The 26,141-nt window shown below is 61.7% G+C and carries 24 protein-coding genes and 1 pseudogene; 18 read left to right on the forward strand and 7 right to left on the reverse strand.

Going from position 1 to position 26,141, the window contains the following annotated elements; all coding sequences use genetic code 11:
• Positions 1-131: 131 nt before the first annotated feature.
• The 16 genes and pseudogenes from nrdD to CCR96_RS22320 all read left to right on the forward strand — a co-directional run.
• Positions 132-299: pseudogene (gene nrdD, locus CCR96_RS24880) on the forward strand (anaerobic ribonucleoside-triphosphate reductase); the annotation flags it as partial.
• Positions 300-462: 163 nt separating this feature from the next.
• Entirely contained in the window at positions 463-1,254 is a 792-nt protein-coding gene (locus CCR96_RS22255) for an anaerobic ribonucleoside-triphosphate reductase activating protein (RefSeq protein WP_201223875.1), read from the forward strand.
• A 95-nt stretch (positions 1,255-1,349) separates the two neighbouring features.
• Positions 1,350-2,924: a sensor domain-containing diguanylate cyclase gene (locus CCR96_RS22260; RefSeq protein ID WP_207192050.1), complete on the forward strand. Its 1,575-nt coding sequence runs from the start codon at positions 1,350-1,352 to the stop codon at positions 2,922-2,924.
• Between the two features lie 403 nt (positions 2,925-3,327).
• Positions 3,328-4,524 carry an IS630 family transposase gene (locus CCR96_RS22265; protein ID WP_201223879.1) on the forward strand — a complete coding sequence of 399 codons (1,197 nt, stop codon included), beginning with the start codon at positions 3,328-3,330 and terminating at the stop codon, positions 4,522-4,524.
• Between the two features lie 147 nt (positions 4,525-4,671).
• Positions 4,672-5,562, forward strand: a complete 891-nt coding sequence (locus CCR96_RS22270; protein ID WP_201223881.1) for an Rpn family recombination-promoting nuclease/putative transposase — start codon at positions 4,672-4,674, stop codon at positions 5,560-5,562.
• Positions 5,563-5,966: 404 nt separating this feature from the next.
• Positions 5,967-8,372: an InlB B-repeat-containing protein gene (locus CCR96_RS22275; RefSeq protein ID WP_201223883.1), complete on the forward strand. Its 2,406-nt coding sequence runs from the start codon at positions 5,967-5,969 to the stop codon at positions 8,370-8,372.
• Complete coding sequence (locus CCR96_RS22280) at positions 8,347-9,222, forward strand: FG-GAP repeat domain-containing protein (RefSeq protein ID WP_338035934.1); 876 nt, start codon at positions 8,347-8,349, stop codon at positions 9,220-9,222. The genes CCR96_RS22275 and CCR96_RS22280 overlap by 26 nt, the downstream gene beginning before the upstream one ends.
• Before the next feature lie 231 nt (positions 9,223-9,453).
• Positions 9,454-10,044 carry a L,D-transpeptidase family protein gene (locus CCR96_RS22285; RefSeq protein WP_201223887.1) on the forward strand — a complete coding sequence of 197 codons (591 nt, stop codon included), beginning with the start codon at positions 9,454-9,456 and terminating at the stop codon, positions 10,042-10,044.
• 323 nt (positions 10,045-10,367) lie between these two features.
• Positions 10,368-10,493: a hypothetical protein gene (locus tag CCR96_RS25220; RefSeq protein ID WP_274601177.1), complete on the forward strand. Its 126-nt coding sequence runs from the start codon at positions 10,368-10,370 to the stop codon at positions 10,491-10,493.
• A 118-nt stretch (positions 10,494-10,611) separates the two neighbouring features.
• Positions 10,612-10,833, forward strand: a complete 222-nt coding sequence (lptM, locus tag CCR96_RS22290; protein WP_201223889.1) for an LPS translocon maturation chaperone LptM — start codon at positions 10,612-10,614, stop codon at positions 10,831-10,833.
• Between the two features lie 9 nt (positions 10,834-10,842).
• On the forward strand, positions 10,843-12,213 hold the full coding sequence (gene lysA, locus CCR96_RS22295) for a diaminopimelate decarboxylase (protein ID WP_201223891.1): 1,371 nt from the start codon (positions 10,843-10,845) through the stop codon (positions 12,211-12,213).
• 85 nt (positions 12,214-12,298) lie between these two features.
• Complete coding sequence (gene dapF, locus CCR96_RS22300) at positions 12,299-13,150, forward strand: diaminopimelate epimerase (RefSeq protein ID WP_201223893.1); 852 nt, start codon at positions 12,299-12,301, stop codon at positions 13,148-13,150.
• A 13-nt stretch (positions 13,151-13,163) separates the two neighbouring features.
• Positions 13,164-13,826, forward strand: a complete 663-nt coding sequence (locus CCR96_RS22305) for a DUF484 family protein (protein ID WP_242519300.1) — start codon at positions 13,164-13,166, stop codon at positions 13,824-13,826.
• A gap of 104 nt (positions 13,827-13,930) precedes the next feature.
• The gene (xerC, locus tag CCR96_RS22310; protein WP_420827290.1) at positions 13,931-14,932 is read left to right on the forward strand and encodes a tyrosine recombinase XerC; all 1,002 of its coding nucleotides are present in this window, start codon (positions 13,931-13,933) and stop codon (positions 14,930-14,932) included.
• Positions 14,933-14,936: 4 nt separating this feature from the next.
• A complete protein-coding gene (locus CCR96_RS22315) occupies positions 14,937-15,212 on the forward strand; it encodes a glutaredoxin family protein (RefSeq protein ID WP_201223899.1) in 276 nt (91 codons plus the stop codon).
• Positions 15,213-15,509: 297 nt separating this feature from the next.
• Positions 15,510-16,124 carry a fasciclin domain-containing protein gene (locus tag CCR96_RS22320; protein ID WP_201223901.1) on the forward strand — a complete coding sequence of 205 codons (615 nt, stop codon included), beginning with the start codon at positions 15,510-15,512 and terminating at the stop codon, positions 16,122-16,124.
• Positions 16,125-16,311: 187 nt separating this feature from the next.
• Here CCR96_RS22320 and CCR96_RS22325 read toward each other — a convergent pair whose 3' ends face one another.
• The 3 genes from CCR96_RS22325 to CCR96_RS22335 all read right to left on the reverse strand — a co-directional run bounded on the left by CCR96_RS22325 (position 16,312) and on the right by CCR96_RS22335 (position 17,696).
• Positions 16,312-16,521 (reverse strand): hypothetical protein, encoded by a 210-nt coding sequence (locus CCR96_RS22325; RefSeq protein ID WP_201223902.1) that lies wholly within the window; start codon positions 16,519-16,521, stop codon positions 16,312-16,314.
• Positions 16,522-16,526: 5 nt separating this feature from the next.
• The gene (locus CCR96_RS22330; RefSeq protein ID WP_201223906.1) at positions 16,527-17,192 is read right to left on the reverse strand and encodes a sulfotransferase family 2 domain-containing protein; all 666 of its coding nucleotides are present in this window, start codon (positions 17,190-17,192) and stop codon (positions 16,527-16,529) included.
• An 87-nt stretch (positions 17,193-17,279) separates the two neighbouring features.
• Complete coding sequence (locus tag CCR96_RS22335; protein ID WP_201223909.1) at positions 17,280-17,696, reverse strand: hypothetical protein; 417 nt, start codon at positions 17,694-17,696, stop codon at positions 17,280-17,282.
• 246 nt (positions 17,697-17,942) lie between these two features.
• On the opposite strand from CCR96_RS22335, the gene CCR96_RS22340 reads away from it, so the two are divergent.
• Both CCR96_RS22340 and CCR96_RS22345 read left to right on the forward strand, forming a co-directional pair.
• Complete coding sequence (locus CCR96_RS22340) at positions 17,943-19,301, forward strand: sensor histidine kinase (RefSeq protein ID WP_201223910.1); 1,359 nt, start codon at positions 17,943-17,945, stop codon at positions 19,299-19,301.
• Positions 19,298-19,738 carry a response regulator gene (locus tag CCR96_RS22345; RefSeq protein WP_201223911.1) on the forward strand — a complete coding sequence of 147 codons (441 nt, stop codon included), beginning with the start codon at positions 19,298-19,300 and terminating at the stop codon, positions 19,736-19,738. The genes CCR96_RS22340 and CCR96_RS22345 overlap by 4 nt, the downstream gene beginning before the upstream one ends.
• Positions 19,739-19,994: 256 nt before the next feature.
• On the opposite strand, the gene CCR96_RS22350 is transcribed toward CCR96_RS22345, so the two are convergent.
• The 4 genes from CCR96_RS22350 to CCR96_RS22365 all read right to left on the reverse strand — a co-directional run bounded on the left by CCR96_RS22350 (position 19,995) and on the right by CCR96_RS22365 (position 25,948).
• Complete coding sequence (locus CCR96_RS22350; RefSeq protein ID WP_201223913.1) at positions 19,995-20,783, reverse strand: DUF2189 domain-containing protein; 789 nt, start codon at positions 20,781-20,783, stop codon at positions 19,995-19,997.
• Positions 20,784-21,427: 644 nt separating this feature from the next.
• Positions 21,428-24,649 carry a DUF349 domain-containing protein gene (locus CCR96_RS22355; RefSeq protein ID WP_201223915.1) on the reverse strand — a complete coding sequence of 1,074 codons (3,222 nt, stop codon included), beginning with the start codon at positions 24,647-24,649 and terminating at the stop codon, positions 21,428-21,430.
• A gap of 85 nt (positions 24,650-24,734) precedes the next feature.
• The gene (locus tag CCR96_RS22360; RefSeq protein ID WP_201223917.1) at positions 24,735-25,379 is read right to left on the reverse strand and encodes an MBL fold metallo-hydrolase; all 645 of its coding nucleotides are present in this window, start codon (positions 25,377-25,379) and stop codon (positions 24,735-24,737) included.
• Positions 25,379-25,948 (reverse strand): RDD family protein, encoded by a 570-nt coding sequence (locus CCR96_RS22365; protein WP_201223918.1) that lies wholly within the window; start codon positions 25,946-25,948, stop codon positions 25,379-25,381. The genes CCR96_RS22360 and CCR96_RS22365 overlap by 1 nt, the downstream gene beginning before the upstream one ends.
• Positions 25,949-26,141: the final 193 nt, after the last annotated feature.

Raw genomic sequence — 26,141 nt, forward strand, 5'->3', positions numbered from 1 at the left:
GCGGAACGGTCGGGTGCGTAAGCTGTCTCGAGCGATTGCAAGCGCAGAAGAACGACGAAGCGAACGAATAGATCATACGAGCTAACGCGGCCGAAAGCCGGCCGTGCCATCCAAATCGACAGGGGTATCCAATGACTGAAACAACGACTGAGCCGACCATCGAGCTACGCGACGAGGAGCGCACCCGCTGCGAGGTCTGGACCCGCGTGATGGGTTATCACCGGCCGGTCTCCGCCTTCAATCGCGGTAAGCAGGCCGAGCATCAGGAGCGCACCTATTTCCAGGAGCGGCCAGCGGGGCGCCTAGATGTACATCCGCACTCGAGCTGGCGCGCGAGCCAGGATTCAGACCAGCAGGCGGCCCTTCGTCCGCATCAGCGCTCTGATGGGGCTCGGCGCGAAGCCGCTTGAACGCTCGCGCTCCTGAGAGAAGGGTCAGGCAACGGCAAGACGACGTTCGCCGATGATCAAGCCCAAGTTCCAGCCTATCTCCACTCGGCTCCGACTCGGCGGGCTGACACCGCTGACCAGCGTCGATTATCCGGGCGAGCTAGCGGCTGTGATCTACTGCCAGGGTTGCCCCTGGCGCTGCCCCTACTGCCATAACGGCCATCTGCTCGATGCCGCGCCTGAAGTTGAAGGTGCGGGTGAAGGGGCAAGCGAAAGGATCGGGCCGGACGCACTCACCTGGTCCGATGTGCTTGAGCTGCTGAGATCCCGTCGTGGTCTGCTCGACGCGGTGGTCTTCAGCGGTGGCGAGCCAACCGCGCAGTCCGCACTCGTCGATGCGATGGCCGAGGTGCGAGCGCTCGGTTTCAAGGTCGGGCTGCACACTGGCGGTCCTTATCCGCAACGCCTGCGCGCCTTGCTGCCTCTGCTCGACTGGGTCGGGCTCGATATCAAGGCCCTGCCCGAGGATTATCCCCAGGTGACCGGTGTGCCCAGCTCCGGCGAGCAGGCTTGGCAGAGTCTGGCACTGCTGCTCGAAGCTAAGGTCTCACTGGAGGTGCGCACCACACCGATGCCGGGGCTTGATGACGATGCCTATCTCTCTCGGCTGATGCACACACTGGCCGAGGCCGGCGTGACCCATTACGCCTTGCAGCAGGCGCAATCCGCTCATCTGCTGGAGCCAGCGCTGCGCCATCAGCTGCGGCATTTTTCCAAGCACGCGCTATCCAATGCCGCGGGGCTTGAGGACCCCGAGGGCGGACTGCCCAATCCGTTCCCGCATTTCGAGCTGCGCGCGGCCTGATCGCGATCCGGCGTGCGATGCCGGTGTTTCAGGCCGGCTTGGCCAAGCTGCCGCGACGGTGCCTGGATCAAGTAAACTCTCGCCTCGAGGTGGCCTTGGGGCCACGGAGCTTTGGGACGGGCACCCTCATCGACATCGGCACACTGATTCTGGTCACCGTGGTCGTCAGCGCGACGCTGTCGATTGTGCTGTTCCTGTTCGCCGATCATTCCGGGCGCGATGGTTTGCCGTTCTGGGGCGTTTCCGCGGGGCTCTATTCCGCTGCCTACGGACTCTTCTTACTACGCGGCTCAGCGAGCGACCTACTCTCGGTTGTCGCGGCCAATATCCTGCTTGCTGCTTCCCTGGCCTTTGCGCTCGAGGCGCTCGCCCGTTTCTTTGGCAAGGGGCCGTCGCGCTGGCTGATCTGGCTGCCAGTGCCGGTGATGGGTGTCGGCATGTTCTGGCTTGGCGAGCAGTTCGAACCGCGCGTGATGTTCAACGCTGCTCTGCTCTGGCTGCAGGTCTTGCTGATGACGATCCTCGTCGTCCGCCACTGGCAGGGCACGCCGGGTCGCGGACGTTATCTGCTGCTGGTCAGTCTGGTCGTCGTCTTGATCTTGCTCGCGGCGCGCCTACTCGGAACGGCGCTTGGGGGCTTGGGGGCGGGCAGCCTGTTCGAGTCCAGTCATTTGCAGACGCTGACCTTCCTCGCGGCCATGCTGTTTCAACTGTTGCTCGCGCTGGCGGTCATCGTCATGGCCCGCGAGCGCATGGAAGAAGAGCTGCGCAGGAACGAGCAGCGGTTTCGCACCCTGGTCGAGGATGCCAACGACGTGATCTATACGCTCGACCTCAATGGCGTCTTCCGCTACCTCTCGCCGAATCTGCGCGAGATCCTGGGCCTGGAGCCGAAGGATGTGGTCGGTCAGCACTTTGCCGCCGTCGTGCACGCCGATGATCTACCTCGCTGCGAGGCCTTCTTGCAGCGCCTGCTGAGCACCCGCACCAAGCAGAGTGGGCTTGAGTATCGGGTGCGCCATGGCGATGGGGGTTGGCGCTGGCATGTGACCAATGCCTCGCCCTTGCTTGACGGCAATGGCGCGCTATCGGGCATGATCGGCATCGGCCACGATGTCAGTGAGCGCAAGCTGGTCGAGGACCAGACCCATCGCTTGGCGCATTATGATGCGCTGACGGAGCTTCCCAATCGCGGCCTCTTCTTTGAGCGACTCCGGCAGGCCATGCGTGAGGCTGAACGCAAGGATGGTCAATTGGCGGTGATGTTCCTCGATCTCGATCGCTTTAAGCCGATCAACGATAGCCATGGACATGCGGTCGGTGATCGCGTGCTGCAGACGCTCGCCGAGCGTCTCAGGGCTTGCCTGCGCGATGCCGATACCATCGGCCGCATCGGTGGCGATGAGTTCCTGATCCTGCTGCCTGAGGTCGGCAGTGCGCGCGATGCCTGTGTGGTGGCGGAGAAGCTGGTGAGGCGGGTACAGACGCCGCTGAATATCGCCGGTCTCCACTTAGAGATCTCTTGCAGCATTGGTGTCGCCCTCTATCCGGCTCATGGTCGCGACGGCACCATGCTGATTCGTCATGCCGATGAGGCGATGTACGAGGCGAAGCGGGCGGGTCGTGATCAGGTGCGGTTGTATGAGGGCGAGGGTCATCAGATGGGTTGATGATCTCACCGAGAGATGCCCTGGCAAGCGCTCGATGACGGCTGATACCGCAGTATGCCTGTCTCGCGCCTTCTGCACGACCTTGGGTCTTTGGCTAGCCTTGCAGGCTGATGAGGACATCGAAGAGGTGTTGTGGGCGCGCGGCGATGAACTGCAATGAATTCAGCGGCTTGTGGCTTGGTCGAGGTCGCGCCTTTCATCATTCGAGGCTGCTTGAATCAGGTATCGGGAGGCGGCCATATATTCAGCATAGATCCGCCAGTCGCGCATGTGCGTTTGGGTGCCAATGGTTGCTGGTATCGGCATTCCCTAGTGCAGCCCTGTTAAATACCTGAGACCGCTCCCAGAGAGTAGCGTTGTCATTCTCATCATTCACATTACTCCTGACCCGAGGTTCTCAACGATGCCACGCTGTAGCGCCGCCCCCATTCACGTCTCCGACAAAGACGCCTGCACCCTGGAGGAACTGGAGCGCCGACACACCGCGCCCAAAGGATTGGTCAAACGCGCCCAGATCATTCTCCTAGCCGCACGTGGGCTCGGTGTGCGCGCCACGGCCGAACGCCTCGGCATCGGGCGGGCGACGGTGCAGCGCTGGCGTCGGCGGTGGTCGCGTGCCGCGGTAACGGAGTCGGCCCTGGAGCGCCTGGTCGATGCCCCGCGCCCGGGCACGCCGCCGACCTTCAGCCCGGAGCAGATCTGCTCGATTCTGGCGCTTGCCTGCGAACCGCCCAAACGCGGTGAACGGGACCTCTCGCACTGGACCCACGCGGACTTGGCCGCTGAGGCCATCGCACGCGGCATCGTCGACTCCATCTCGCCGGACTCCATCGGGCGCTTCCTGCGCGAGGCCGACCTCAAGCCCCACCGCACCCGGGGCTGGATCAACACGCCCCGCGATGCGCAGTTCGACGAGAAGTGCCAGGATGTCTGTGACACCTACCGATGCGCCCCTGAGCGCGCCGCGGCCGGCATCGAGACGCACAGCATCGACGAGATGACCGGCGTACAGGCCCTGGAGCGCGCGGCGGAAACCTTGCCGACGCGCCCCGGTCTGGTCGAACGCCACGCGTTCGAGTCCATCCGCCATGGCACCCTGACCCTGATCGCCGCGTTCGATGTGGTCACGGGCCAGGTCACCTACCGGATCGGTCCAACGCGCACCGAGCAGGACTTTGCTGAGTACTTGGCCGACCTGCTCGCCCAACGCGACGACACCACGCAGTGGCACTTGATCATGGACAACCTCAACATCCACTGCTCGGAAGCGGTTGTGCGCCTCGTCGCCGAGGCCTGCAAGCTCGACATCGATCTTGGCGTCAAAGGCAAATCCGGCATCCTCAAGTCGATGGCCACGCGTGAGCGCTTCCTGCGTGATCCGAGCCACCGCATCCAGTGTCACTTCACGCCCAAGCATGCCTCTTGGCTCAACCAAATCGAGATGTGGTTCTCCATCTTGGCGCGCAAAGTGATCCGCCGCGGCAACGTCCTCTCGGTCGATGATCTCCATGAGAAACTCGCCAACTTCATTGACTTCTTCAACGACAAGCTGGCCAAGCCGTTTCGCTGGACCTATACCGGCAAGCCGCTTGCGGCTTGATTGGCTGTCAGGTATCAGGATTTTCACAGCGAAGCACTAGTCCAGGCGATCTAAGGCAAGCCTGGCAAGCGAGCCTCGTCATTTTGCATTTCGGAGCGCTGAGTGACTGCTTCAACGCGCTTCGCCGCACCTTGCTAGACTCCCCCGATGCGCCACCCCATCGACCCCAAGATCGACTGCGTCTTCAAGGCCCTGCTCGGAGCCGAGTCCAACCGCGCCTTACTGATCCACTTCCTCAACGCCATGCTCGGCGCTGAGCTGCCAGCCCCGATCACCAACGTCGAGATCCTCAATCCCTACAACGAGCGCGAATTCCTCGATGACAAGCTCAGCATCGTCGATGTCAAGGCGCGCGATGAGTATGGCGGTCTGCACCAGATCGAGATCCAGCTGCTGAGCTATCGCGACCTGCCCGCACGCATCAGCTACGGCTGGGCCGATCTCTACAGCTCCCAGCTCAGCAGCGGCGAGTCCTACACCAAGCTCAAGCCCACCTACGCCATCTGGCTGCTCGCCGAAGACCTGCTCCCCGACCATAGCCGCTACCTGCATGACTTCCGCCTGCGCGACGCCCAAGGCCGCAGCCTGGTCGATCACGGTGGTATCTGGCTCTTAGAACTGAACAAGTTTCACGCCGAGCTGGTCAGAACTGAACAAGAACGCTGGCTTAAATTCTTCAAGGAAGGCGCCACCCTCGACAGCAAGGCGCTTCCCCCTTGGATGCAAACCCCCGAGATGAGGCAAGCCATGAGTACCCTAGAACGTTTTTCAGATAAAGACCGTGCTTACCACGCCTATCAAGCACGGCAGAACTACCTGCGCCAGCAGGCCAGTATCCAAGAAGAGCTTGATGACCGGCGCGCTGAGATCGAGCGGGTGCGGGTGCACCTAGAGCAGACGCAGTCGAACCTAGAGCAGACGCAGTCGAACCTAGAGCAGACGCACTCGAACCTAGAGCAGGAGCGTGCAGCCAAAGAATCCGCCCTTGCCGAGCTTGAGCGCCTTAAGGCAAAGCTGCGCACCCAAGAAGGGGAGTAAAGGGCCAGACGCGGGGTGAAAAGAGATCTGGGCCAGCATGAGGTCAGCGGACAGGTCGGCTGGTATGAGCCCTGGCCAAGGCGAGCTGCACGCGGTTCGTGGTGGCAAGACGGGCCTCTGGCGAAGGATTGCAACCAGCTGAGAGACCGGTCTTCTGACTTGATTCCGACAATCAGGGCTGCTACTGTTTTTGCGCGGTTTTTCACTGCAATTAGTCGCGAAACCTGACCAATAAGGTCGACAAAGGAGCCTGCCCGATGACCTTGACCGCGTCCAGCGCCCGTTTCGGCGTGTCCTCCCGCATCATTTCTCTGCTGCTACTCAGCCTATTGTCCTTGCTCCTGCTGAGTCTGGCTCCACGGCCAGCGACAGCCCAAGCGACCTACGCCCCACAAGTCTAGGTCATGTACTTGGCCTACTACGGGCGCCCTGGCGACCCGGTAGGGGTCGATTACTGGGCAGGGCGCCTCGCTGAGGTTGGCGGAAACTGGATCGCTGACTTGGTCGACGCTTTTGGCAATTCCGCTGAATACACCGAGCGCTACGGCGCACTCGACGACCAGACCCTGATCAACAATCTCTTCCTCGGGCTGTTTAACCGCGGCGCCGACGCCTCAGGGCTGGCCTACTATGTCGACCTGCTCAACGGTACCAATGCCTCCGGCCTCAACCCCGAGCGGCGCCAATCGACTCTAGCCCAGATCGCGCTCGACATTGCCAATGGCGTGCAGCCCGGCACGGATGACGAGGGTGTCTTTGCCAACAAGCTCAAGGTCGCTGCCTACTTCACCGATCTGATCCGTACCACTGGCGCGGACTACAGCAGCGATGACATCCCCAACGTCCTCATCCTCATCGCCTCGGTGGGCTTTCAGCCCGACAGCGTCGAGAGCGCTAAGCAGGAGATTGAGCGCGACTTGATCGGTGCGCCCGGCGAGGATGGTGGCGATGATGATATTACTGCTGGTCGGGCAGCCTTGATCGTGCCAGACAAGACCAACTTGGAGACCGTAGAAAACGAGCTTTACCAGATCATGCGCTCTGGTAGCGAGTCGCTCGATCTGATCGACGCTGAGGATATTCGCAGTGGCGAAGCTGATTTGACTCAATACGGCACGCTGTCATGCTTCACTTATGGTCCAGCCTCTGCCGTTGCAGCACTGGATGATCTTGTTGTTGACCGCATCATCGGCGCAGTTGAGCAGGGTGCAACCTTCTTCAGCAGTCGCGAGGCCTGCGGCGGTCGTGTGTTGAGTCGGGCCGGCTATGTGAGTGCTGGGACGCTCGGTGGCTGGTATCCGGCGTTGCGCGATTCCTGGTTCTTTACGGCTACTGCGGCTGATGAGCCTCTGTTGCGCGATATTGATTTGTTCGACGGAGATCCGCAGGCCTATCCTGTCTCACACTGGACCTCGGGGGATCAGTCATTTCTCGGTTTCCGCGTCGATAACAGCGGCACCTATACAGGTTTGTATGGTGTAAGCGCATGGGACACTGATCCCGATGCGTATCTATGTCAGATCTTCTCCACTGGATGGGAGGTCAGTGCGCCGCGGGACGGCTGCTACACTTGGTATCGAGGTCAAGGCCGGTTTGTGGCACTCACACCTCGTTTCTGGACCTTTAACCAATCCGCCCAAACCGGTGGCTACATCGGAATTGCAGGCCGTCAGCTACTGCATAACCTGACGATGGATGTCAGCAATTCACCTGACACAGAGCCACAATATTACAGCATCAGCAGCTCAGCCCATCCAAGCGCTGGAGGCTCTGTCAGTTGCAACCCAAATCCGGTTGCTGGGGGAGAGAGCAGCTCCTGCACGGCAGAACCAAACAGTGGCTACAGCTTCGATGGTTGGAGTGGCGACTGCAGCAGCACCGAGCCGATCTGCATGCTGTCGGGTGTGGCCACCGAGGCAGATGTCGTTGCGCACTTCATCCTCACGAATACGGATGATCCTGGCGATCAGCCCTCGCAGCCAACAACCTACTGCGGCTTCGGCCAATGGCGCGACCACCCCGCGCTCACCGGCGAAGGCTACTGTGACGGTTATGGTGACAACATCACCTCCGCACTCCTTGAGGAGGCCAACTCGGCCACGCACTGCGGAGGCTATTACAAGACCTACGGGCGCTACGACGTAGATGGTCAGCTGATCAATGTCTTCATCTCGAATGGGGCCTGCGAGGCTGCGGCCAAAGTCTTTCGCATTGATCCGCCTGAGCCGCTCGATGAGCATTGCCGCAAGCACGGCGGGACGGGCAATTACCGCTGGATCTATACCACCGACATCCTGCCCTTCGGCGGTTATGGAACCCAAGGCGTCACCTGCGAGGTCGCCTTGGAGTCTAGTCTCCAGACGCCGGTCGGTGTAAGCGATGGTTGGCGCTATCCGGATGCGGATCGCGCCGCGACACGCTGGGATCGCACTACCTATGGCGCTCCCAGCAGCGACCACCTGCAAATGGCCTGGTCGCTCGATCTGGGAGAGGACCGGGTGCACCTACGCAGTGGCGACGTCACTGGCGATGGCCAACTAGAGTTGGTGGTCGTCACCGACCGGACGTTGCAGATCCTCGACAGCACGGGGCAGGCTTTGGTCGCGCCCGTGACGCTGACGCAGCGCTCGGAATTGCCGATCCTCGAGGATCTTGATGGTGATGGCGCGCATGAGATCTTGATTGGCGTGACGGGCACCGCAGACCTGGAAATCTCCGTTTACAACGGCAGCGGCGCATTCGAACAAGACGATTCCAGGCCGCGCAGGCGGCTACGACAGCGTGATGTTTCCGCTCGCGTCTTTGGGTAGCGGCAGACTGATCGCGGGCTACACAAGCGGTTATTCGTTGCGCCCACGCGGCTTCGTCAGCCTGCAGTTCGGTGCCAACCCGGCCGAGGACTGGCATTTTGCGATCGGGCCAGCATTTATCGGTGCGTCGCTCGGCCTAGAAGGACAAGGTCCGACGTTGATGGTCGCCCATGTCGGGACGGTACACAACGGCAATACTGGCTGTGGTCTGGATGCCAACGGCACCTGTACCAACGACGGAGATCTCGCCACCGTGCTAATTGATGCCAACGGCCAGGAGCAGATCGTTCGCACCATCGGCGATGACAATAGCGGTGGGCCGAATGGTGTCTCCCGGCATGTGCTCACCGATCTCGACGGGGATGGAACACTCGAATTGATCGGATCAGTCGATCATGGGCCAACGTATTACGCGGGCACCTCGGCATTGCGGGTCTACTCGCTCAACGGTACCGAGCTGGCACGCGCCTCGCTCGGCCAGAATGTCCGAACGCAATTCCTCGTCGCTAACATCGATGGACAAGGTGCGCAGGAGATTGCCGCCAACGGCCCCGGGAGGACACTGCAGGTCTTCGATGACAGCCTGAACCTTTTGTGGGAAACCAGTGCAGACACTGGCTACCTGATGCTGGCGGCCGACTTGGACGGAGACGGTACCGCCGAGCTTGTCACAGGCGACGATCAGCAGGTGCGGATCTTCGATGGACAAGTGCTGAACGAGAAGTGGAGCTTCGATCTGGGTCAAACGGTGTCTCGGGCCATCACCAGCGACCTCGACGGTGATGGGTTGGCCGAACTCTACGTCGCCGGTCGCGATGGACGGCTAACCGCTTACTCGTTTGCGCCTTGAGCATGCCCTAGAACTTCACCGGTGAGTAAGGCCGGCCTCATCAGAGGTCGGCCAGTAGCGCGATAAAGCGAACTTTTAGGACTGCGACACACCCGAAGCGGTTCTCGTTGAGGCCGCAAGGGAGGCCAGACTGCGCTCTATCACTGACTCCACCGTTTGGGTAGAATCGACATCAGGTTTGCTTTTTAACTCTCGCGTTAAACGCGATTATCGATGATCGATCGCTGGTTTATGCTGAGCCTTATTGATGCCTCGTCCTACGTCGAGAATGGCTCGCCTAGGTATTGGTTCGCTGGCGGCCGACGACGGCTGCTGCTCGCGCTCACCATCGCCCTGGTAGTTGCCGGGCTGCAGGCGGGTTGCGCATCCAAGCCAGCCCCGTCGACGAGCCCTTACGTTGATCGGGTGCTGGTGAAGAAGTCTGAGCGCACCATGGAGCTCCATAAGGACGGTGCTGTCTATCGGACCTATCGCATCTCGTTGGGCGATCAGCCCCGTGGGCACAAGTTTCAAGAGGGCGACGAGCGCACTCCGGAAGGCAACTATGTGCTGGATTGGCGTAATCCGAACAGCTCGTTCTACAAATCCATCCATGTCTCCTATCCCAACGACCTCGATCGCGCGGTCGCTCGCTCGTTCGGGGTCTCGCCGGGCGGCATGATCATGATCCATGGTCTGCCCAACTGGCTCACTTCGCCTCGTTTGGCCGCGGAATATCGGCGCACGGACTGGACCGATGGATGTATCGCGGTAGGCAACGAAGAGATGGATGAGATCTGGCGACTGGTTCGAGATGGCACGCCGATCACCATCATGCCTTAAGCTGATGCTAAGAACCTGTCCATCAACTGCTTCCCGATTTTAAGGCCCGTGTTGAGCGGTCATCGGTAAGTAGAAATGGACAGTCACTTTCGCGATTCCTCACCGGGGTGGCACGGTGCCATGAGCGTTAGGCTCGGTTCGGCCCTGCTGCGCATCTGCTGAGACTTGGCGATCGTACGAGCCGATCGTCGTTCGAGCCGAACATCTTGGCATGGTGGCACTTGGCTCATACTTGACTCATAACTGGTTCATACTTGGGTTCATACTTGACGCACTCTGACGCATAACGCTGGATGCCGCCAGCCGGCGGTGGAGAGAAACAGATGTTGTTCGCGCTATTTTGGGTCCTAGTCGGGCTCTTCATCGGCTGGAATCTTCCCCAGCCAGCCTGGGCCAAGGAGCTGCAAGACAAGGTCGTGGGCCTGGTCAAGGCAGCGCTCGGCAAGTAAAACGCGATCTCGGTTGATCTGCGGCCCGAGCCTGTCGCGGATCAGCTAGGGCGGGTCTCGGCTCCCGGCGGAGTCGGGTCCGCTTGCTCGATCACTCGCGATCAGACACTATTCACGCATGCACTGCTGGGCCCGTTATCTGCTGTATCTGATCATCGCCATCCTTGCGCTGGGCCAGATGGTGACTGCCTGCGGCCAAACAGGCCCGTTGTATCTGCCAGACAATGACGCCGAAGGCCGAGGTCAATCAGCGGCTGTGACTGGCCCGGAGACTTCGCACGAGGGCCTCGATGCGCTTGATGATGTCCCGGTTGTTCTGCCTGAATCGGATGAGTTTTGACCGATTGTTATGGATCATTTCGTCTATCAAGGTGATCAGCTCTGTGCTGAGGACGTGCCACTAGGGACCATCGCCAAGCGTTTCGGCACTCCCTGTTACGTCTACTCGCGCGCGACCCTGACCCGGCATTGGCAGGCCTTCGATGAGGCCTTTGGATCGCACCCACACCTGATCTGTTTCGCGGTCAAGGCCAACTCAAACCTGGCGGTGCTGAACCTGCTCGCGCGCTTGGGGGCGGGCTTCGATATTGTTTCGGTAGGCGAGCTGGAGCGCGTGCTGGCAGCGGGTGGGCGGCCAGACAAGGTGATCTTCTCGGGTGTCGGCAAGCGCATTGATGAGATCCGCCGCGCGCTCGAGATCGGTATCCGCTGCTTCAACGTCGAGTCGGAATCCGAGTTGGCGCGGATCAACGCCATTGCGTTAGAGATTGGCGCTGTGGCGCCGATCTCGATCCGGGTCAATCCCGACGTCGATGCCCAGTCCCATCCCTACATCTCGACCGGGCTGAAAGAGAATAAGTTCGGCATCGACATCCAGGCCGCAGAGGCCGTGTATCGCTATGCAGCCGAGCAGCCCGGGCTGCGCGTGGTCGGGATCGACTGCCATATCGGCTCGCAACTGACCAGTCTTGGCCCCTTTATCGACGCACTGGATCGGGTACTGCTACTTGCTGATCGGCTCGCTGAGCAGGGCATACCGATCGAGCATCTGGATCTGGGCGGTGGTCTTGGCATCCGTTATACCGACGAAGCGCCGCCGTTACCCGATGCCTATGCTGCCGCGCTCTGCGAGCGGCTCGGCGCGCGTTCGGTTGAGGTCATCCTCGAGCCAGGCCGGGCGATCGCTGGCAATGCTGGCGTCCTGTTGACGCGCGTCGAGTATCTGAAACCGACGCCGACGCATCGCTTCGCGATCGTCGATGCGGCGATGAACGATCTGTTGCGCCCGGCTCTCTACGGCGCTGAGCAAGCGATTGTGCCGGTGCAACGGCCGCGTGCTGGTCTGTCGGCGAAGCATCCCGTCGTAGACCCAGGCGATCCGCCGAGCGCGCAGCGGGTGGAGCCGCCAGTCGAGCCAACAGCCGAGCCGCCATTCGATCCAACCGCTGATCCAACCGCTGATCCAACGGTAGAACTCTATGAGATTGTCGGCCCAGTCTGCGAGACGGGTGATTTTCTCGGTCGGGCGCGTCGGTTGACACTGGCAGAGGGCGATCTGCTCGCGATCCGTGGCAGCGGCGCCTATGGGTTCTCGATGAGTTCGAATTACAACAGCCGACCCCGCGCTGCCGAGGTAATGGTTGATGGCGACCAGGCCTATCTGGTCCGTCGGCGAGAGTCGATTCCTGAGTTGTTCGCCGGCGAACAGGTTCTCCCATGATGCGGACGTCCGAACCCGACCTGATGGACACTCAGATCCAAACCCTCAGTCAGCGCGATCTTGCCGTCGCGGACAGGCTGCTCTGATGCGCATGCGTTTCACCAAGATGCAGGGACTCGGCAACGATTTCGTCGTCATCGACGCGATTCGGCAGCAGGTCGACTTGAGTGCCGCACAAGTTCGCCAGCTCGCCGATCGACACTTTGGGGTCGGTTGCGATCAGGTTTTAGTGGTCGAGCCGCCACGCTCGGACGACACTGCATTCCACTATCGGATCTTCAACGCCGATGGCTCCGAGGTCGAGCAATGCGGAAATGGCGCACGCTGTTTCGCGCGCTATGTTCGGGACGAGGGGCTGACCTCTGCCAACTCAATGCGTGTTGGCACCGCGGCGGGTCCGATTACCCTAGAACTCTGTCCCGACGGACAAGTGAGCGTGGACATGGGGTTACCGCGTTTCGACCCTGCTGCCATCCCGCTCGCGGTGCGTGCTCGCGCGCCGGCCTACGATCTTGGTGCCGGCTGTCGCGCGTTGCGGATTGGTGCCCTGTCGATGGGTAATCCGCACGCGGTGCTGGCGGTCAGCGATGATCTTGACCAGGCGCCAGTGTCGGAGATTGGCCCACGCATCGAGCGCGATCCGCTGTTCCCGCACGGGGCGAACGTTGGCTTTATGCAGCGCCAGAGTGCGACGGCCATCCGGCTGCGCGTTTGGGAGCGCGGCGTGGGTGAGACGCTGGCCTGCGGTACGGGTGCTTGTGCCGCCGTGGTGGTCGGGCGCCTGTGGGGCGAACTCGACGAGCGCGTCGAAGTGAGCTTGCCGGGTGGAACCCTGATCATCGATTGGCCCGGAGAAGGCATGCCGGTTCGGATGACGGGCCCCGCCGTCCGCGTCTTCGACGGAAGTATTGAGATGGGACCATTGAGCAATGAATAGCCGCAGCGATGGGATGGCGTCGATCGTCAGTGATGAGACGGTTGCTGCCTGGTTGATGCGGCATCCGGACTTCCTATTGCGCCACGCTGACGTCCTCGCCAAGCTCAATGTGCCGCATGGCAGTGGTGGTGCAACCTCGCTGATCGAGCGCCAGGTGGCCGTGCTACGCGAGCAGCTCGCCCATGAGCGCGGTCGGCTCAACCATCTGGTGGCGCGGGCGCATGATTACGAAGCCTTGCTCGCGCGCCTGCACGAACTGACCCTGCGACTGATCCTGGCTCCCGATCTGCTGCACGCCTGCAACGCCTTGGAGCAGGCGTTGCGCGAGCACTTCAGTGCCGATGCGGTTGCGGTCAAGCTGTTTCCGATCGATGCCAATGAGCGTGCGGCTGACCCACTGGTGCGGAGTTTCGTCGACTTCATCGATCGCGACCGCTGCCTCTGTGGTCCCTTTGCTGCTGAGCAGGCCGCAGACCTATTCGGTGAACTCCCACTCGAGATCCATTCGGCTGCCCTGATCCCGATCCGTGCGCATGAGCAAACCGGTGTGCTGGCGATCGGCAGCGCCGATCCGAAGCGCTTCGCGCCGGATATGGGCACCGACCTGCTCGAGCGTCTTGGCGCGGTCGCCGGCGCTAAGCTCGCCAGCCTTGCCCACTTCGAGCGCGTCCGCTGAGTCTGATGGCTGCGCCGACCGACGATTCGCGATCTGGGCTGAAGACGGACTGGGTCTCGAGTTCAAATACAGCGTCTGCCTCTGCCCATGGCTCTGCCTCAGCCTTGGGTCCAGACGCGGATGATGATTCAGCTTTAGGTCTAGGGCCAGATTCAGACCTGCTACTCCCAGGTTTCCTTGGTCATCTCGCTAACGAGCGACAGGTATCGCCGCACACACTGAGTAATTATCGGCGTGATCTTGAGCGCATCGCCCGCTGGCGAATCGAGCAGGGTATCCAGGCGTGGTCGGATCTTCGCGATGAGGCGATTCGCCGCTATGTCGCAGCTCGGCATCGCACGGGCATCGGTGGTCGCACCTTGGCGCGCGAGCTTTCCGCCTTGCGCACCTTTTTCGACTACTTGCTGCGTGAGCGCCTGGTATCTCATAACCCGGCGCGCGGGCTGCGCGCGCCGAAAAGTGCGAGGCGTCTGCCGAGCAGCCTGGATGCCGATACGCTGAGCGCGTTGCTCGACAGTGACAAACAGGTTGATTCTGACGCTGATGCTGCGGGTCTAGGTACCGTTGCGGCGGACTCAGAGATCGAGAACGAGCCGTTGGCGTTGCGAGATACCGCGATGATTGAACTCTTTTACTCGTCGGGCTTGCGCCTTGCCGAGCTGATCTCGGTGGATGTGCGTGATATCGACCCTGCCGACGCCATGCTGACCGTGGTCGGCAAGGGCTCCAAGACCCGTCGGGTGCCGATAGGTCGGGCAGCGCTGCAAGCCATTGCGGGTTGGCTTGCGGTCCGACCCTTGCTCGCCGCGGCGGACGAGCCAGCCCTTTTCGTCAGCTCGCGCGGTAAGCGCATCCATCCGCGCACCGTGCAGGCGCGTCTCAAGCGCTGGGGGCAGCAACGCTCTGCGGGTCGCCATCTGCATCCGCATCTGTTGCGACACTCCTTCGCCAGTCATCTGCTCGAATCCTCTGGCGACCTGCGTGCTGTTCAAGAGCTACTCGGCCACGCCGACATCGCCACGACCCAGGTCTATACCCACCTCGATTTTCAACACCTTGCGCAGGTCTACGACCAAGCGCATCCACGCGCGCGCAAGCGGCGCTAGGCGTATGGGCGGTCGCACAGGCGCTGGCCAGACTCGTGCCCCGCGAGTGTTGCTCTACAGCAGTCAAGGCTGTGCGCACTGCCGCCAGGCCAAAGCCTTTCTCGATGCGCGCGGTATTGCCTACAGCGAGTTTGATGTCGGGCGCAGCGCCAAGGCGCGCAAGGCCTTGGTGCGCCTTGGCGCCCGCGCGGTGCCGACGATACTGGTCGGTGATCAACGCTTGGACGGCTTCTCAGAGCGCGCCTTCCTCGCCGCCTACAAGCGCCAGCGTGACAGCTGATTTTCGTATCGTTTGGCGTTCTGCCTGCCTTGCTGCCGGTCCTGCTCAATTGCGCTGTCCAAATGCTGCTCTGGCTGGTTTGAACTGGGGCAAGGCCGGCAGACGGGCGGGACAAGGGCGCTGTCGTGCTAAAAGACCATGCTCTTAACTGGGTTTCACTTGGCAAAGGTCGATGCTGTCCTAATATCCAACTCGTAGGGGGCAGAAACATAGGCTTTGAAGATGATTAATGTCTTCTCTGATCTGATTCTGTCCAGGTCCCTGACTTCAAATCATCGACAGCTCGAGGAACCATCCATGACCGACTCGACCACCCGCTCAAATCGTCTTGTTGTCATTCTCGGCCTCAGCATGGCGCTGGGTCCGCTGACCGCCCTCTCGTTCGGTAGCAGGTATGCCGATGAAGAGACTCTCGCTCGCGCCCAGGCCGGTCTACAAAACGCGAAGCCAGCCGACGTGCTCGGGAAGTATGGCGACGTCGACGGTGTGCCGAGCTATGCGAGCTCCAAGACCTTGGCAGACGTCCTCTCTGGCTCGGGCGTGTTCGACGACTTCCGCACGGCGCTGCAGAATAGCGACAAGGCTGACCTGTTGACCGGAACCGGTGCTTATACCCTGTTTGTTCCGAGCGATGAGGCCTTCGCCAGACTGACCGATGAGCAGCGTGCCGCATTGCGTGACGATCCTGCGGCCCTGGCCTCGTTGATCTCGAAGCACATCGTCCCCGGACGCTACAGCGCGACTGATCTGATGCAGATGCGCGAGGCTCGGACCATCGACGGGGCATCGATTGCCGTCGGACCAACGGCTAGTGCTGGTGGCCATATCGGCTTCGGCGGTTCAGACGTGGTGCAGAGTAATCTCCACGCCACTAACGGCATCGTTCACGTCATCGACCGCGTGAATCTGTAACCTGTCGCGCCGCGTCTTAGCTCAGTCGGGGCCAGACGCGCGCCCGACTGGCGCTAACATAGCGAGTAAAATAAAGGCCCGGTCCACCCCTGGTGTGCCGGGCCTTTAGGTTCCCTTGGGGACGGATTGAGCTTCCCTCAAACCCATCGTTGCGGTGTTCGTGAAGGCACGCTGTTATGTACTGGCGCTAGTGCCGATACTCTGGCTCCTGCCTGAGCGCGTTCAGGTAGACCTGTTGCTCGTGTAAGGCCTCGGCTTGGATGGCGAGAAGTTTCTGGTAGTCCTCGGGCAGTTCTTGGTCCATCCCCGTCTCGACAAAGCGCTCTAGTGTCTCGGCGGTGTCGCGTAATAGGCTCTCCAGCTCATTGAGCACATGCCGGTAATCGCTGTCGGACATTCCCGTCATGGGCTCGGGTCGAAGTGGTAGCCGAGGCGTTCGATGTCCGGTGCGAAGTGTTGCGCGACCAGCTCGGCGGTCTCATCGTCGTAATACCGGCGATAGTCGGCGCCTCGGTCGTTGGCCTGCCGGCGGTGCGGGAGTCTCGGTGGCCGGATACCGATGCGTGTGCAAGCCTCTGTGAAGTCTTGCTCGAGACGTTCGTAGCGGCCGATGAAGTCGACGATCAGGTTGCCGCGCAGGTCGATCAAATAGTCGGTCTGGAGTTCGATCGAGGTGTCGATGTGGTATTGCGGCGGTCGTTTGGGGTCGAGCTTCCAACGCAAGAAGGCGGCAAAATTCTGATGGCCACCCAGGTGCTGGGGGCGCTCGCGTCGAATGTGGTGAAAGGAGCTGACCTGCAGATCCCAGGGGTTGCGGACGAATGCAAACTTGAATAAGGCGTCGAAATGCTCGCGCGGCAACAGCTCCTTTGCCGCGATGGCCTTGGCATGGCGTGGCAGCTTGGTGGCAATGCGATGACCGCTCAGGTGACTGAGACGGCTGCAGACAAACATCGGCCAATACCAAGGATCAGTCCAACGCCGACGCGCCAGCGCCGCACGCACACTGGTGCCGCCGGTCTTGGCAATATGGATGAACAGGAACTGATGCTTGATCGAGAGCAGCATGGGGCATTGTATACCGCAAGCGAAGGCTTGGCGTGAGCCTGAGCCTGATCCGCAGCTCAAGATCTCGTGGTCAGTGGTCAGTGCGGATCAGACCTCAGAGGCATTCCAATTATTGAATGCGAGCAACCAAGAGCGAATACCGGGGTTAGCCGCACCCGTCGCCAGCAACTGTTCACCAATCTCGATCATGAGGTTACGGAATTCCCGCACCAGCATGGCCCATTCGGCCTCTGCCAGGCCCGGGTTGTCACTCATGGTCTCGGCGGCCAGCGAGCCGGCACCGGCCCACCAGGCATTACCATCGAGCTGACGCCGCACTTGCGCGGGCGATGTCGGCAGCAGGCCGAGCAGTTCCCTAACCTCAGTGGCGCGCGCATGATCGATACGCTCGAGCAGCTCGGCGAGTCGCTCGAGCGGGCGCACGAAAAGGCTGGGGTCGTCGGAACCCACCTCAGTCAGCAGTGTGCCGAAAGCGGAGGTCTCGGCTGCGGAGACAGGCGTCATGGGTGAGTGATACTCGACTTTCTTTCGGATCTGAGGTTACATCCTACCTGATCTGGAAGGCGGTCTCGCGATCCGCGCAGCGATGGATGGCGGTGATCCTGGCGACCTTTGTGGAACCATGATGATAACAACAAAGTGCTCCGTATCTTCATCGCTAACTGAATTCGGCGATGCGTCGGCCCTGGGTTTGACGCCGCTGAGCAGTGCGGGGCTCGAGGCGCTGGAGCCGATCGACAACCTGTCCTGATGTCGAAGTCGAGTCGCCGAGTCTTGCTCTTCAGGCTGCTGACGCTGCTTGCTCTCGCCTGGATTCAGGCCTGGGGTTCGGCCCACGCCGACCCGGCCTTTGCCGACGTCTTTCGTGATCATGCGGCGACCATGTTGTTGGTCGATCCCGGCAGTGGCGCGATCCGCGATGCGAATGCCGCGGCGGTGCGCTTTTACGGTTATCCCCGGGAGCGCCTGCTTGCGATGCGCATCCAGGACATCAGTACCCTGGCGCCCCTGCGAGTGAACGAAGAGATGGAGCGTGCACAGAGCGGTGAGCGCGAACACTTTGTGTTTCGCCATCGGCTCGCGTCTGGCGAGGAGCGCAAGGTTGCGGTTTGGTCATCGCCGCTGAGCATCGACGGCAAGGTCCAGCTGCTGTCGATCATCTCCGATCTCACCGAGATGCGTGAGGCGAATGATCCTTTCTGGCATTACCAGAGCGGGCTCGAGCATAAGGTCGATCTACAATCGTCGCAGATCGCGGCCTATGTTGCGGAGCGTCGGGAGCAGGATCGGCGTACCATCTTGGTCCTCTTTGTTGGCGTGATGGCCTTGCTGTTTCTCAGCGCGGTGCTCGCTCGTGATGTGCGAAGGCGGCGGCAGGCGGAGGCGACGGCTAAGCAACTGTTGGAGAAAAATGCTCAGGCCAATGGTGCGCTCCAGCGCTTCACCGAGGTCGCCGCTCATCATTTGCAGGAGCCCTGCCGACGTATGGCCAGCTATGCCGGCCTGATTCGACGTCGGCTCGAACGTGGCGCGCAGCTTGCCGAACTGGAGCCGCTGGCGTTGACGCTGGAGACCCAGGCCTTGCGGCAACGAACGCTGGTGCGTGACATGCAGCTTTACCTGGCCGCGGGCCAGGCCAGTGCGCAACAGGGCGTTGATGATCCAGCGGCGCTGACGCGGGAGCTCTTTGCGCGCTTGGCTGATCAGCATTCACAGGCGCCAGTGACCCTGTCTGTCGCTGAGATGCCCCGCATTCCGCTCGATCGTCAATGGCTGAGCTATTGCCTGCGCTGCTTGTTCGAGAACGCGGTTGAGCACGCTGATCCGGAGCAGCCGGTCGAGATTCGGGTCTTTACCCGCGCTGTAGGGGGCGGCTTGCAACTCTTGATCACCGACAATGGGCCGGGGATTCCAACGCCTTATCGCGAGCGCGTCTTCGGCGTCTTTGAGCAGCTGAGTCCACCCATTTCGGCAACGCGCACTGGCATCGGACTGGCGATCGTGAGACGGATCATGGAGACCGTCGGCGGTCGCGCCATGGCAGAGGAGACGCCTGGTGGCGGTACGACGATCGTTCTAGAGTTTACGCGCGAGGAGCTTGCGTCATGATCATCAATCAACCTGTGTTTACCGTCTTGCTCGTCGAAGACGAGATCGCGGATGCCGATCTAGTGCGGATGGCGTTTGAGGAAAGCCGCGTGCTGGTCAGGCTGCATCACGTCGTCGATGGCGTCGAGGCGCTCAAGTTCTTGCGCCGCGAGACCGAGGCGTCTGCGACTGCGGCGCGTCCGGATCTGATCCTGCTCGACCTGAATATGCCGCGGATGAATGGTCGGGAATTCCTGCAGCAGGTGAAGCAGGATGAGGATCTTCGCGCGATTCCGGTGGTGGTGTTGACCACCTCTGATGTTGAGCGCGATGTTGTCGAGAGCTACGGCCTAGGTGCGGCCGGTTATGTCGTCAAGCCGGTCGATCTCGACCAGCTGATCCATGCGATCAAGGGCATGGAGAGCTACTGGTTTACGGTGGTGAAATTGCCGCAGTAGTCTGATCGGCTATCGGCTATCGGCTATCGGCTATCGAGCAATTGCGGAGAACAGGGGCAAGAGCAAGGAGGTAAACGGCACAGGGCAGTGGTCGTCAGTCTGAGACCTCGCCCGGCGAGGTCAGACCCTGCGTCCGACCGCCGTCTCGGGCTGCGGTGATCACGTGCATCTCAGGCGGCTCATTTCCAGGCTGGTGTCGCGCCATGAGCGTCAGGGTTGAAGCCGGGTCTGCCGTTGAACCGTTTACCGTTGAACCTCAGCGATCACTCGGGACCAGATCGCGGTAGGCGTGCCAGGTCGCATGGCCGACCAGTGGCATGGCGATCGCTAAGCCGACATAGAAGGTTAGCAAACCGAGGCCGATGAAGAAGACGATCAGCAGTGCCCATAACGTCATCGGTGCCCAGTTCTGAGTCACTGCCTTGACGCTCGTGCGGATCGCGCTAAAGCCGTCGACCTTACGGTCCATCAGCATGGGAACTGAGATGGCGCTGATGGCGTAGGCCAGCCAGGCCAGCAGGAAGCCAACCGCCATACTCGCGAAGGCGAAGGCGTTGTGCTCGCCAGACAGGAAGACGGTGCTGAAAAAGTTCTCCAGCGGTGGGTGCATGCCGGTGTAGAGCAGCGCGAAGAGCACGAAGTTAGACATCATCCACAGCTGCATGATGATCAGCAGGCCGGCGGTGATGACTCCGAGCTGGGCCTGATTCCGGCGCCAGGCCTCGAGCGCGCTACAGAACTGGATCGGCTCGTTACGCTCGACATGCGCGCTCATCTGGTATAGACCGAGACCGATGATGGGTGCGAGCAGATAGAAGCCGGCGACCAGGAAAGGCACGATAAAGAACATGCCCTCGCTCTTCAGGCCCAGGGTGATCAATCCGCTGATCAGCACGATGGCGGCGCCATAGGTCAGGCTGTAACGGCGGGCTGCAAGCATGTCGCGCCAGCCCTTCTCGATCCACTCCCAGGGCTGGGCGAAGCTGATCTTATTGACGACGATATCCTCGGCTTGGACAGCGTCAACGGCGGTGGTTTGCTCCATCGCGAATTCCTCCGGTATGTATTTGGTCTTGGGATACAAGCCTGGGCTCGATTCCATCGGCGCTATGCAGGATGGGCGGGATGACTTGGAATCGAGCCCTAGTGGCGGGCCTCAGCCGGGCTCCGCGTTATTGTTGTCATCGTATCGCTACGGGTCGGCCTTCGGCTAACAGGCTGGTGATGCAGTTTTTTGGCTCTGGATTGCAGCAACGGTCGGGCTTGGTGAAGGCCTCCGTCGTCCATAATTTGGTCTAGTCACTGATAAAACGCAAGGAATATCCGTAAATATTATGCGGATCACCGGAAAACCCTGCGAAACAGGGTCCACTTGAGGTTCCGCTGCCACTTGAAGTGTCCCTTTGCGTCGTCGGTCAGGATGTGCCGCGCTTGGTGTCGATCTTGATGTGGTGTGACCCTGCCGACTGCGCGCGGCTCAGCCTTGGTGGGTCGACGGTGATCTCCCTGGCGCGAACAACTCCGTTCGCCTGGCGATGGCGCAACGCGGGCCTCCGGCAAACCCGGTCAACCAGTCGGTGACTCGGCCTTATGGCAGCTCGGGGAAGTACTCAGTGGCTGCCCATTTTCTATTTCCCGACGATCGCCCACCATGGACCCTCAAATCGGGTAGAGATTGATGGACAGTTTCTAAGCCTGATCCGGGCTGACATTGACCTGCGGGGCGCCTTTAAACAGCGCCCGTTTGATCCGATCGAAGCGTGCCTCCAGGGCCGCTGAGGCGGCTGCCGGGGAACTCAGGTACCAGTCACGGAGCAGGGTGCTGCTATCGTCATTGCCGTTCGTCTCGCCGTCGCCCATCCGATCACGCAAGCGTTCGACTTGGCGTTGCATGCGTTCGGTCTGTAAGTGCTCTGGCGATGGAACCTGACTGATGATCTCGAGACTCAGGCACAGGGTCTCACGCTGAGCCAGGTTCTCGTTGAGCAGCGCCGCCAGCTTGCTGCGTTGACCCGGCTCGCGGCAACCAGTCAACACCCGGTCGAAGGCCTTATCCATCGCTGCTGCGAGAGCCGCGTCCTCAATGTTCGGCAGGGCCTCCCAGTCCTGCTTGAGCCGATTGCAGTCGTGCCTCTCGTCGGTCGCGTCTTCAACCGGCGTCGTGTTGGTAGCGCCATTGTTCGCTTCAGCGGTGCTCTCAGCGGTTGCGCTCGATGCCGTCGCGGCGAACCGGCGGCCGGCGCTATCACAATAGGCGGCCCGTGTGGCGAGGTGTTCGAGTCCCGCCCAGCGCTGTGCCTCATGCAAATTGGCGAGTCGGTCTTTGACCGCTGCAAGACCTTCGCGCCATTGGCGGTTCAGTGCCGACTGGGCTTGGCGAGGAACCGGCAGCGCCTCGGTGTCATTCCAGCGTATCTTCAATTCGCGGATCTGTTGCTCGAGCGCTTCCGGTGATTGGATGCCGGCGGCGTCCACCAACGCCAAGAGGTCTTGGCAGATGGCCTCGCGTGTCGCCTGATGCTCACGCAGGCTTGCACCGCGCGCCTCGGACTCGGCGGCTCGGCGGGCAAAGATGGCATCACTTGCCGTGCGGAACTGCTGCCACAGCGCATTCTCCTCGCGATGCCGCGCCGGCACGGTGGTCTGCCATCGGCTTTGCAGTTGCTTTGCAGCATCGATCGCCTTGCGCAGATCCGGCTCATCGGCGAGCGCGCGCATCTGCTCGAGCAGGTCCTGTTTCTCCGCTTGGTTGCGCTCACGCTCCTCGGCGAGGCTGCGATCGAGCCGCCGCAGTGCGCGTCGGAAGTGGCCTTCGATCGTGCGATCGCGGGCGCCCTGATTATCGCCGCCTGGGGCTTCGATCAGTCGACTCCAGGCTTGGCGCATCTCGCGCTCGGCGCGGTGCAGCTTCTTCCAATCGACGCGCTCCCAGTCGACCTTGGCGAGGAAGTCTTCGAGCCGCTTCGCCAGCGCCTCGCGCTGCTTGCGGTTTTCGCTGCGCAGGGCTGATTGAGCCTCGAGATAAGGGCGACAGCGCTCGCGGATCTGTTCCGCAGCCTGGCGAAACCGCTCCCAGAGGGCCTCTTCGGCAGGGGCGCCTTGGCGGTCGAGCGTTCGCCATTGATTCTTGAGTTCTTCCAAGCGGTTGATGCTCGGTTCATCGGCATGTTGGGTGTCCGCGGCCAGGGCCTCGATCTGGGCGCAGAGCTGCGCGCGATGCTCGTCGGTGCTCCAGCGTCGCCAGTGGCGTAGCTCGCGAAGCTGCGGTGCAATCTGTTTCAGGCGCTCATCGGTGGCGGACAAGATGTTGCGCCCAACGCCTGCTGCGCGGCTATGATCGAGGGTCGCGCTGATGCTCTGATAGAGCGGATCGGCCTTCTTCAGCTCGCCTTGGTTAAGGTGTTGCTCCAATTCGGTGAGACGCTCGGGCAGGCTTTCCAGTTTGCGCAATAGCTGGTTTTGATGTCGCTCGAAGCGTTGCTCCAGACGCGCTAGCCGCTGGTCGATCTCTTGCAGTGTCGTCAGCTGCGGCTGCGCTTTGGTTTCGGTCTCCGTGATATCAGCTGCATTGGTATCAGCTGCATTGCTTGCATCGGCCGAGACTTCGGACCCGCTCGATGCGGCGGCAAGTGCTGGCTTGTTTGGCAGGCGGCGGCGCCGTTTGCGCCAGGCGTCGATGGTGCGCTGATCAGGTACCGCGTTACGCTCGCTTTGTCGGCGCAGATCAGCAAGCAGCTGATCAGCTGTCTGCTGTGCCTGGTCTGCCTGGCTTGCCTGGCTTGCCTGGCCAAACTGGCCCGTCTGGTTTTCCTGCTCTGCCGGCGTCTGCTGTTGGCGTCGTCGGCGCTGTGCTCGGAGCGCCCGCTCGGCTTCCCGATAGCCCTGCATGAGGGCGGGATGGCCGTCTCCTGACTGATTTTCGGCGTGCTGCAAAGCGATTTGCAGACCTTGTAGCTCCTGCTTGAGGTCGCTCGGGTCAAGCTCGGGTGCTCGTCGGACGAGCGCTTGCAGTGTGTCGATCTGTGCCTGGTGATCCTGGTCGCCAACGGCGAGTGGTTCAGCGGGCTGCTCAATCCCCTGCTCGGCGTCGGGCGCTGCCCGAGCCTCGAGCGGCTGTTCAGCCGGCGTCTCGTGCTCGGTCACAGGCGGTGCCGCCTGTTTCTGCTGGTAGGTCTGATAGTCCTCTAGGAAGCGCTGCCGCAGATGCTCGAAGCGGTCGCGCAGGGCCTGATCCACATCCGTCTCGATCGCTTGCCATTGCTGCTCGAGATGCCCGAGCACAGCCTGATCCTGCAGCCAGTTGTCGTAGCGACCCAGCCCTTCCAGCCGCTCGCAGAGGGTGGTGCCGAGTGCTCGCGCGCGTTGCGGGCGCTCTTCCTGCTCAATGAGCTGCTTGAGTCGCTCGCGCGCGAGCCGGTAGACGCGTTTATCGCGTTTGCCGATGGCCTTGACGATCTGTTCCAGCGCCTGCTTCTGTTGCACGCGCTCGGCGGCGGCGAGCCGATTGCCGGCGACCGCGTCGTTGATGGCGCAGCCCGTCAGGACTGCGGCATCCTCGAGCTGGCTGATCGCGGCCAGGCGCAGCTCGGCGTCACTGGCTTGGGTTGCGGTTTGTGCGAGCAGGTTCGGGTTGGCTGCGCAGCTCAGCTCGGCGAGCCGTGCCTCGAGCGGCGGCGCGTTGGCGTCGAGTCCGCACAGCAGCCGCCGGTAGCGCGCCTCGGCGAGTTCGCGCACGCCAGCGTCGTGATCGGTATCGGCGAGGTCTCGCAGACGCCTGAGATCGGTCAGTTGTCGGCAGGCATTCCGGCGGACAATGACATCGGTACTCTCGAGCGCGGTCGCGACCTCCGTCTGTTGAGCGGCGGGGGCCTTGGTCTCGGCGCGGCGGCCGAACAGACGTTTCAGCAACATGGTAGCGAGGGGCAGGTGGCGGCAAGGTGACCGGCCATTGTATACCGCTCAAGGCTGGTCGACGGATGCAGCGATCATGCCGCGATCAACCCCAGCGTCGTTCGCCGACGAAGGGGTTGGTGCGGCGCTCCTCTCCCAGCGTTCCCATCGGGCCATGCCCGGGGATGAAGCGGACTGCATCGCCGAGCGGAAAGAGGCGCTCTCGGATCGAGGCGAGGAGCTGCGCATGGTCCCCGCGTGGAAAGTCGGTGCGGCCGATCGCGCCGCGGAACAGCACATCGCCAACCTGTGCCAGGCCCGCGGCGCGATCGACGAAGACCAGATGGCCAGGCGTATGGCCGGGACAGTGCAGCACCTCGAGGCGACGCTCGCCGAGCTGCAGCTGCTGGCCATGTTCGAGCCACTGGTCGGGGCTGAACGCGACCTGCGGCGGGAAGCCGAACATCTGTGCTTGCTGTGGCAGCGCATCAAGCCAGAAGGCGTCGTCGTGATGTGGGCCGATGATCGGCAGATTGAGCTGTGCCGCGAGTTCGGGGGCGGCGCCGACATGGTCTAGATGACCATGGGTCAGCAGGATCATGCGGGGTGTCGCGTTGAGACGCTCCAGAGCGGCGATCATCCGCGCTGGCTCGCCGCCCGGATCGACAATGGCGCTCTCCCGCGTTGTTGGGCAGATCAACAGCGTGCAATTCTGCTCGAAGGGCGTGACGGGGATGATCTCAAACTGCATCATTTGGGCTCCTGGCTGGCGCGAGAGTTCGGGCTCGGGCTCGGGCTCGAGCTAGCGCTGGAATTGGGGCCGGAACTGTTGTTGTCATGGTCTTTGCTGCTGCCGCTCACAGAAGCGTTGCGAGCGCCTTTGCTCAGCAGTAGCGTGCGGGTGCCGGCAAGGCGGTCGTACCAGGTGAGTTGGTCGCGATCGAACAGCATCCACCAGAGTCCGAGGCCGGCCGGTGCCAAGGTCAGGATGGCGAAGCCGATGCGGCGCAGTGCATCGACACTGCTGAGCGGCGAGCCGTCTTCGCGCAGGATGAGCAATCGCCAGGCGCGCATCGCTAGCGTTTGGCGGCCAGCAGTCCAGAAGTAGAGATAGTAGCCAACGATGACTGCGAGTAGGTAGAGCTGAAACAGGAAGCCGGCGACGCCCTGGGTAAGGTCAGCGCCGGTGAGACCCTGCACCAGGATGGTGTAGATGAAGGCGGCAGCAAAGAGTACTGAGACGACCAGCAGTAGGTCGTAGAAGATGGTCGCTAGGCGGCGCAGTAGCCCTGGACCCTGGGCCTGGGTGAGGTCGGTCATTCGGTGTCTCGTGGTGTGTGCTAGGGGCGTTAACGTCAATCTCACGCGATGCATTGTCCGGGGTGGCGCGGTGCGGCGCCAGATGAGCGTGAGTGGCGGGCTAGCAGGGTATCGTGGTGGCTGATGGGGCTGATCGGCTAGACTGTCGGCTCGACTGGTGGTTTCAATGTGGGCAGGATGCTGGCATTGCGCG

The organism is Halochromatium roseum, from assembly GCF_016653315.1.
In the GTDB taxonomy this organism is placed as follows: Bacteria; Pseudomonadota; Gammaproteobacteria; order Chromatiales; family Chromatiaceae; genus Lamprobacter; species Lamprobacter roseus.

Coding starts and splice junctions, on each gene's coding strand:
- CCR96_RS22285 (WP_201223887.1), top strand. CDS start 9,454: ATGCTGAGCCTTATTGATGCCTCGTCCTACGTCGAGAATGGCTCGCCT.
- CCR96_RS22275 (WP_201223883.1), top strand. CDS start 5,967: ATGTACTTGGCCTACTACGGGCGCCCTGGCGACCCGGTAGGGGTCGAT.
- CCR96_RS22355 (WP_201223915.1), bottom strand. CDS start 24,649: ATGTTGCTGAAACGTCTGTTCGGCCGCCGCGCCGAGACCAAGGCCCCC.
- CCR96_RS22335 (WP_201223909.1), bottom strand. CDS start 17,696: ATGACGCCTGTCTCCGCAGCCGAGACCTCCGCTTTCGGCACACTGCTG.
- CCR96_RS22255 (WP_201223875.1), top strand. CDS start 463: ATGATCAAGCCCAAGTTCCAGCCTATCTCCACTCGGCTCCGACTCGGC.
- CCR96_RS22330 (WP_201223906.1), bottom strand. CDS start 17,192: ATGCTGCTCTCGATCAAGCATCAGTTCCTGTTCATCCATATTGCCAAG.
- CCR96_RS22325 (WP_201223902.1), bottom strand. CDS start 16,521: ATGTCCGACAGCGATTACCGGCATGTGCTCAATGAGCTGGAGAGCCTA.
- CCR96_RS25220 (WP_274601177.1), top strand. CDS start 10,368: ATGTTGTTCGCGCTATTTTGGGTCCTAGTCGGGCTCTTCATCGGCTGG.
- CCR96_RS22345 (WP_201223911.1), top strand. CDS start 19,298: ATGATCATCAATCAACCTGTGTTTACCGTCTTGCTCGTCGAAGACGAG.
- CCR96_RS22340 (WP_201223910.1), top strand. CDS start 17,943: ATGTCGAAGTCGAGTCGCCGAGTCTTGCTCTTCAGGCTGCTGACGCTG.
- CCR96_RS22315 (WP_201223899.1), top strand. CDS start 14,937: ATGGGCGGTCGCACAGGCGCTGGCCAGACTCGTGCCCCGCGAGTGTTG.
- dapF (WP_201223893.1), top strand. CDS start 12,299: ATGCGCATGCGTTTCACCAAGATGCAGGGACTCGGCAACGATTTCGTC.
- CCR96_RS22270 (WP_201223881.1), top strand. CDS start 4,672: ATGCGCCACCCCATCGACCCCAAGATCGACTGCGTCTTCAAGGCCCTG.
- CCR96_RS22265 (WP_201223879.1), top strand. CDS start 3,328: ATGCCACGCTGTAGCGCCGCCCCCATTCACGTCTCCGACAAAGACGCC.
- CCR96_RS22350 (WP_201223913.1), bottom strand. CDS start 20,783: ATGGAGCAAACCACCGCCGTTGACGCTGTCCAAGCCGAGGATATCGTC.
- lysA (WP_201223891.1), top strand. CDS start 10,843: ATGGATCATTTCGTCTATCAAGGTGATCAGCTCTGTGCTGAGGACGTG.
- CCR96_RS22305 (WP_242519300.1), top strand. CDS start 13,164: ATGGCGTCGATCGTCAGTGATGAGACGGTTGCTGCCTGGTTGATGCGG.
- CCR96_RS22365 (WP_201223918.1), bottom strand. CDS start 25,948: ATGACCGACCTCACCCAGGCCCAGGGTCCAGGGCTACTGCGCCGCCTA.
- CCR96_RS22280 (WP_338035934.1), top strand. CDS start 8,347: ATGTTTCCGCTCGCGTCTTTGGGTAGCGGCAGACTGATCGCGGGCTAC.
- CCR96_RS22360 (WP_201223917.1), bottom strand. CDS start 25,379: ATGCAGTTTGAGATCATCCCCGTCACGCCCTTCGAGCAGAATTGCACG.
- CCR96_RS22320 (WP_201223901.1), top strand. CDS start 15,510: ATGACCGACTCGACCACCCGCTCAAATCGTCTTGTTGTCATTCTCGGC.
- lptM (WP_201223889.1), top strand. CDS start 10,612: ATGCACTGCTGGGCCCGTTATCTGCTGTATCTGATCATCGCCATCCTT.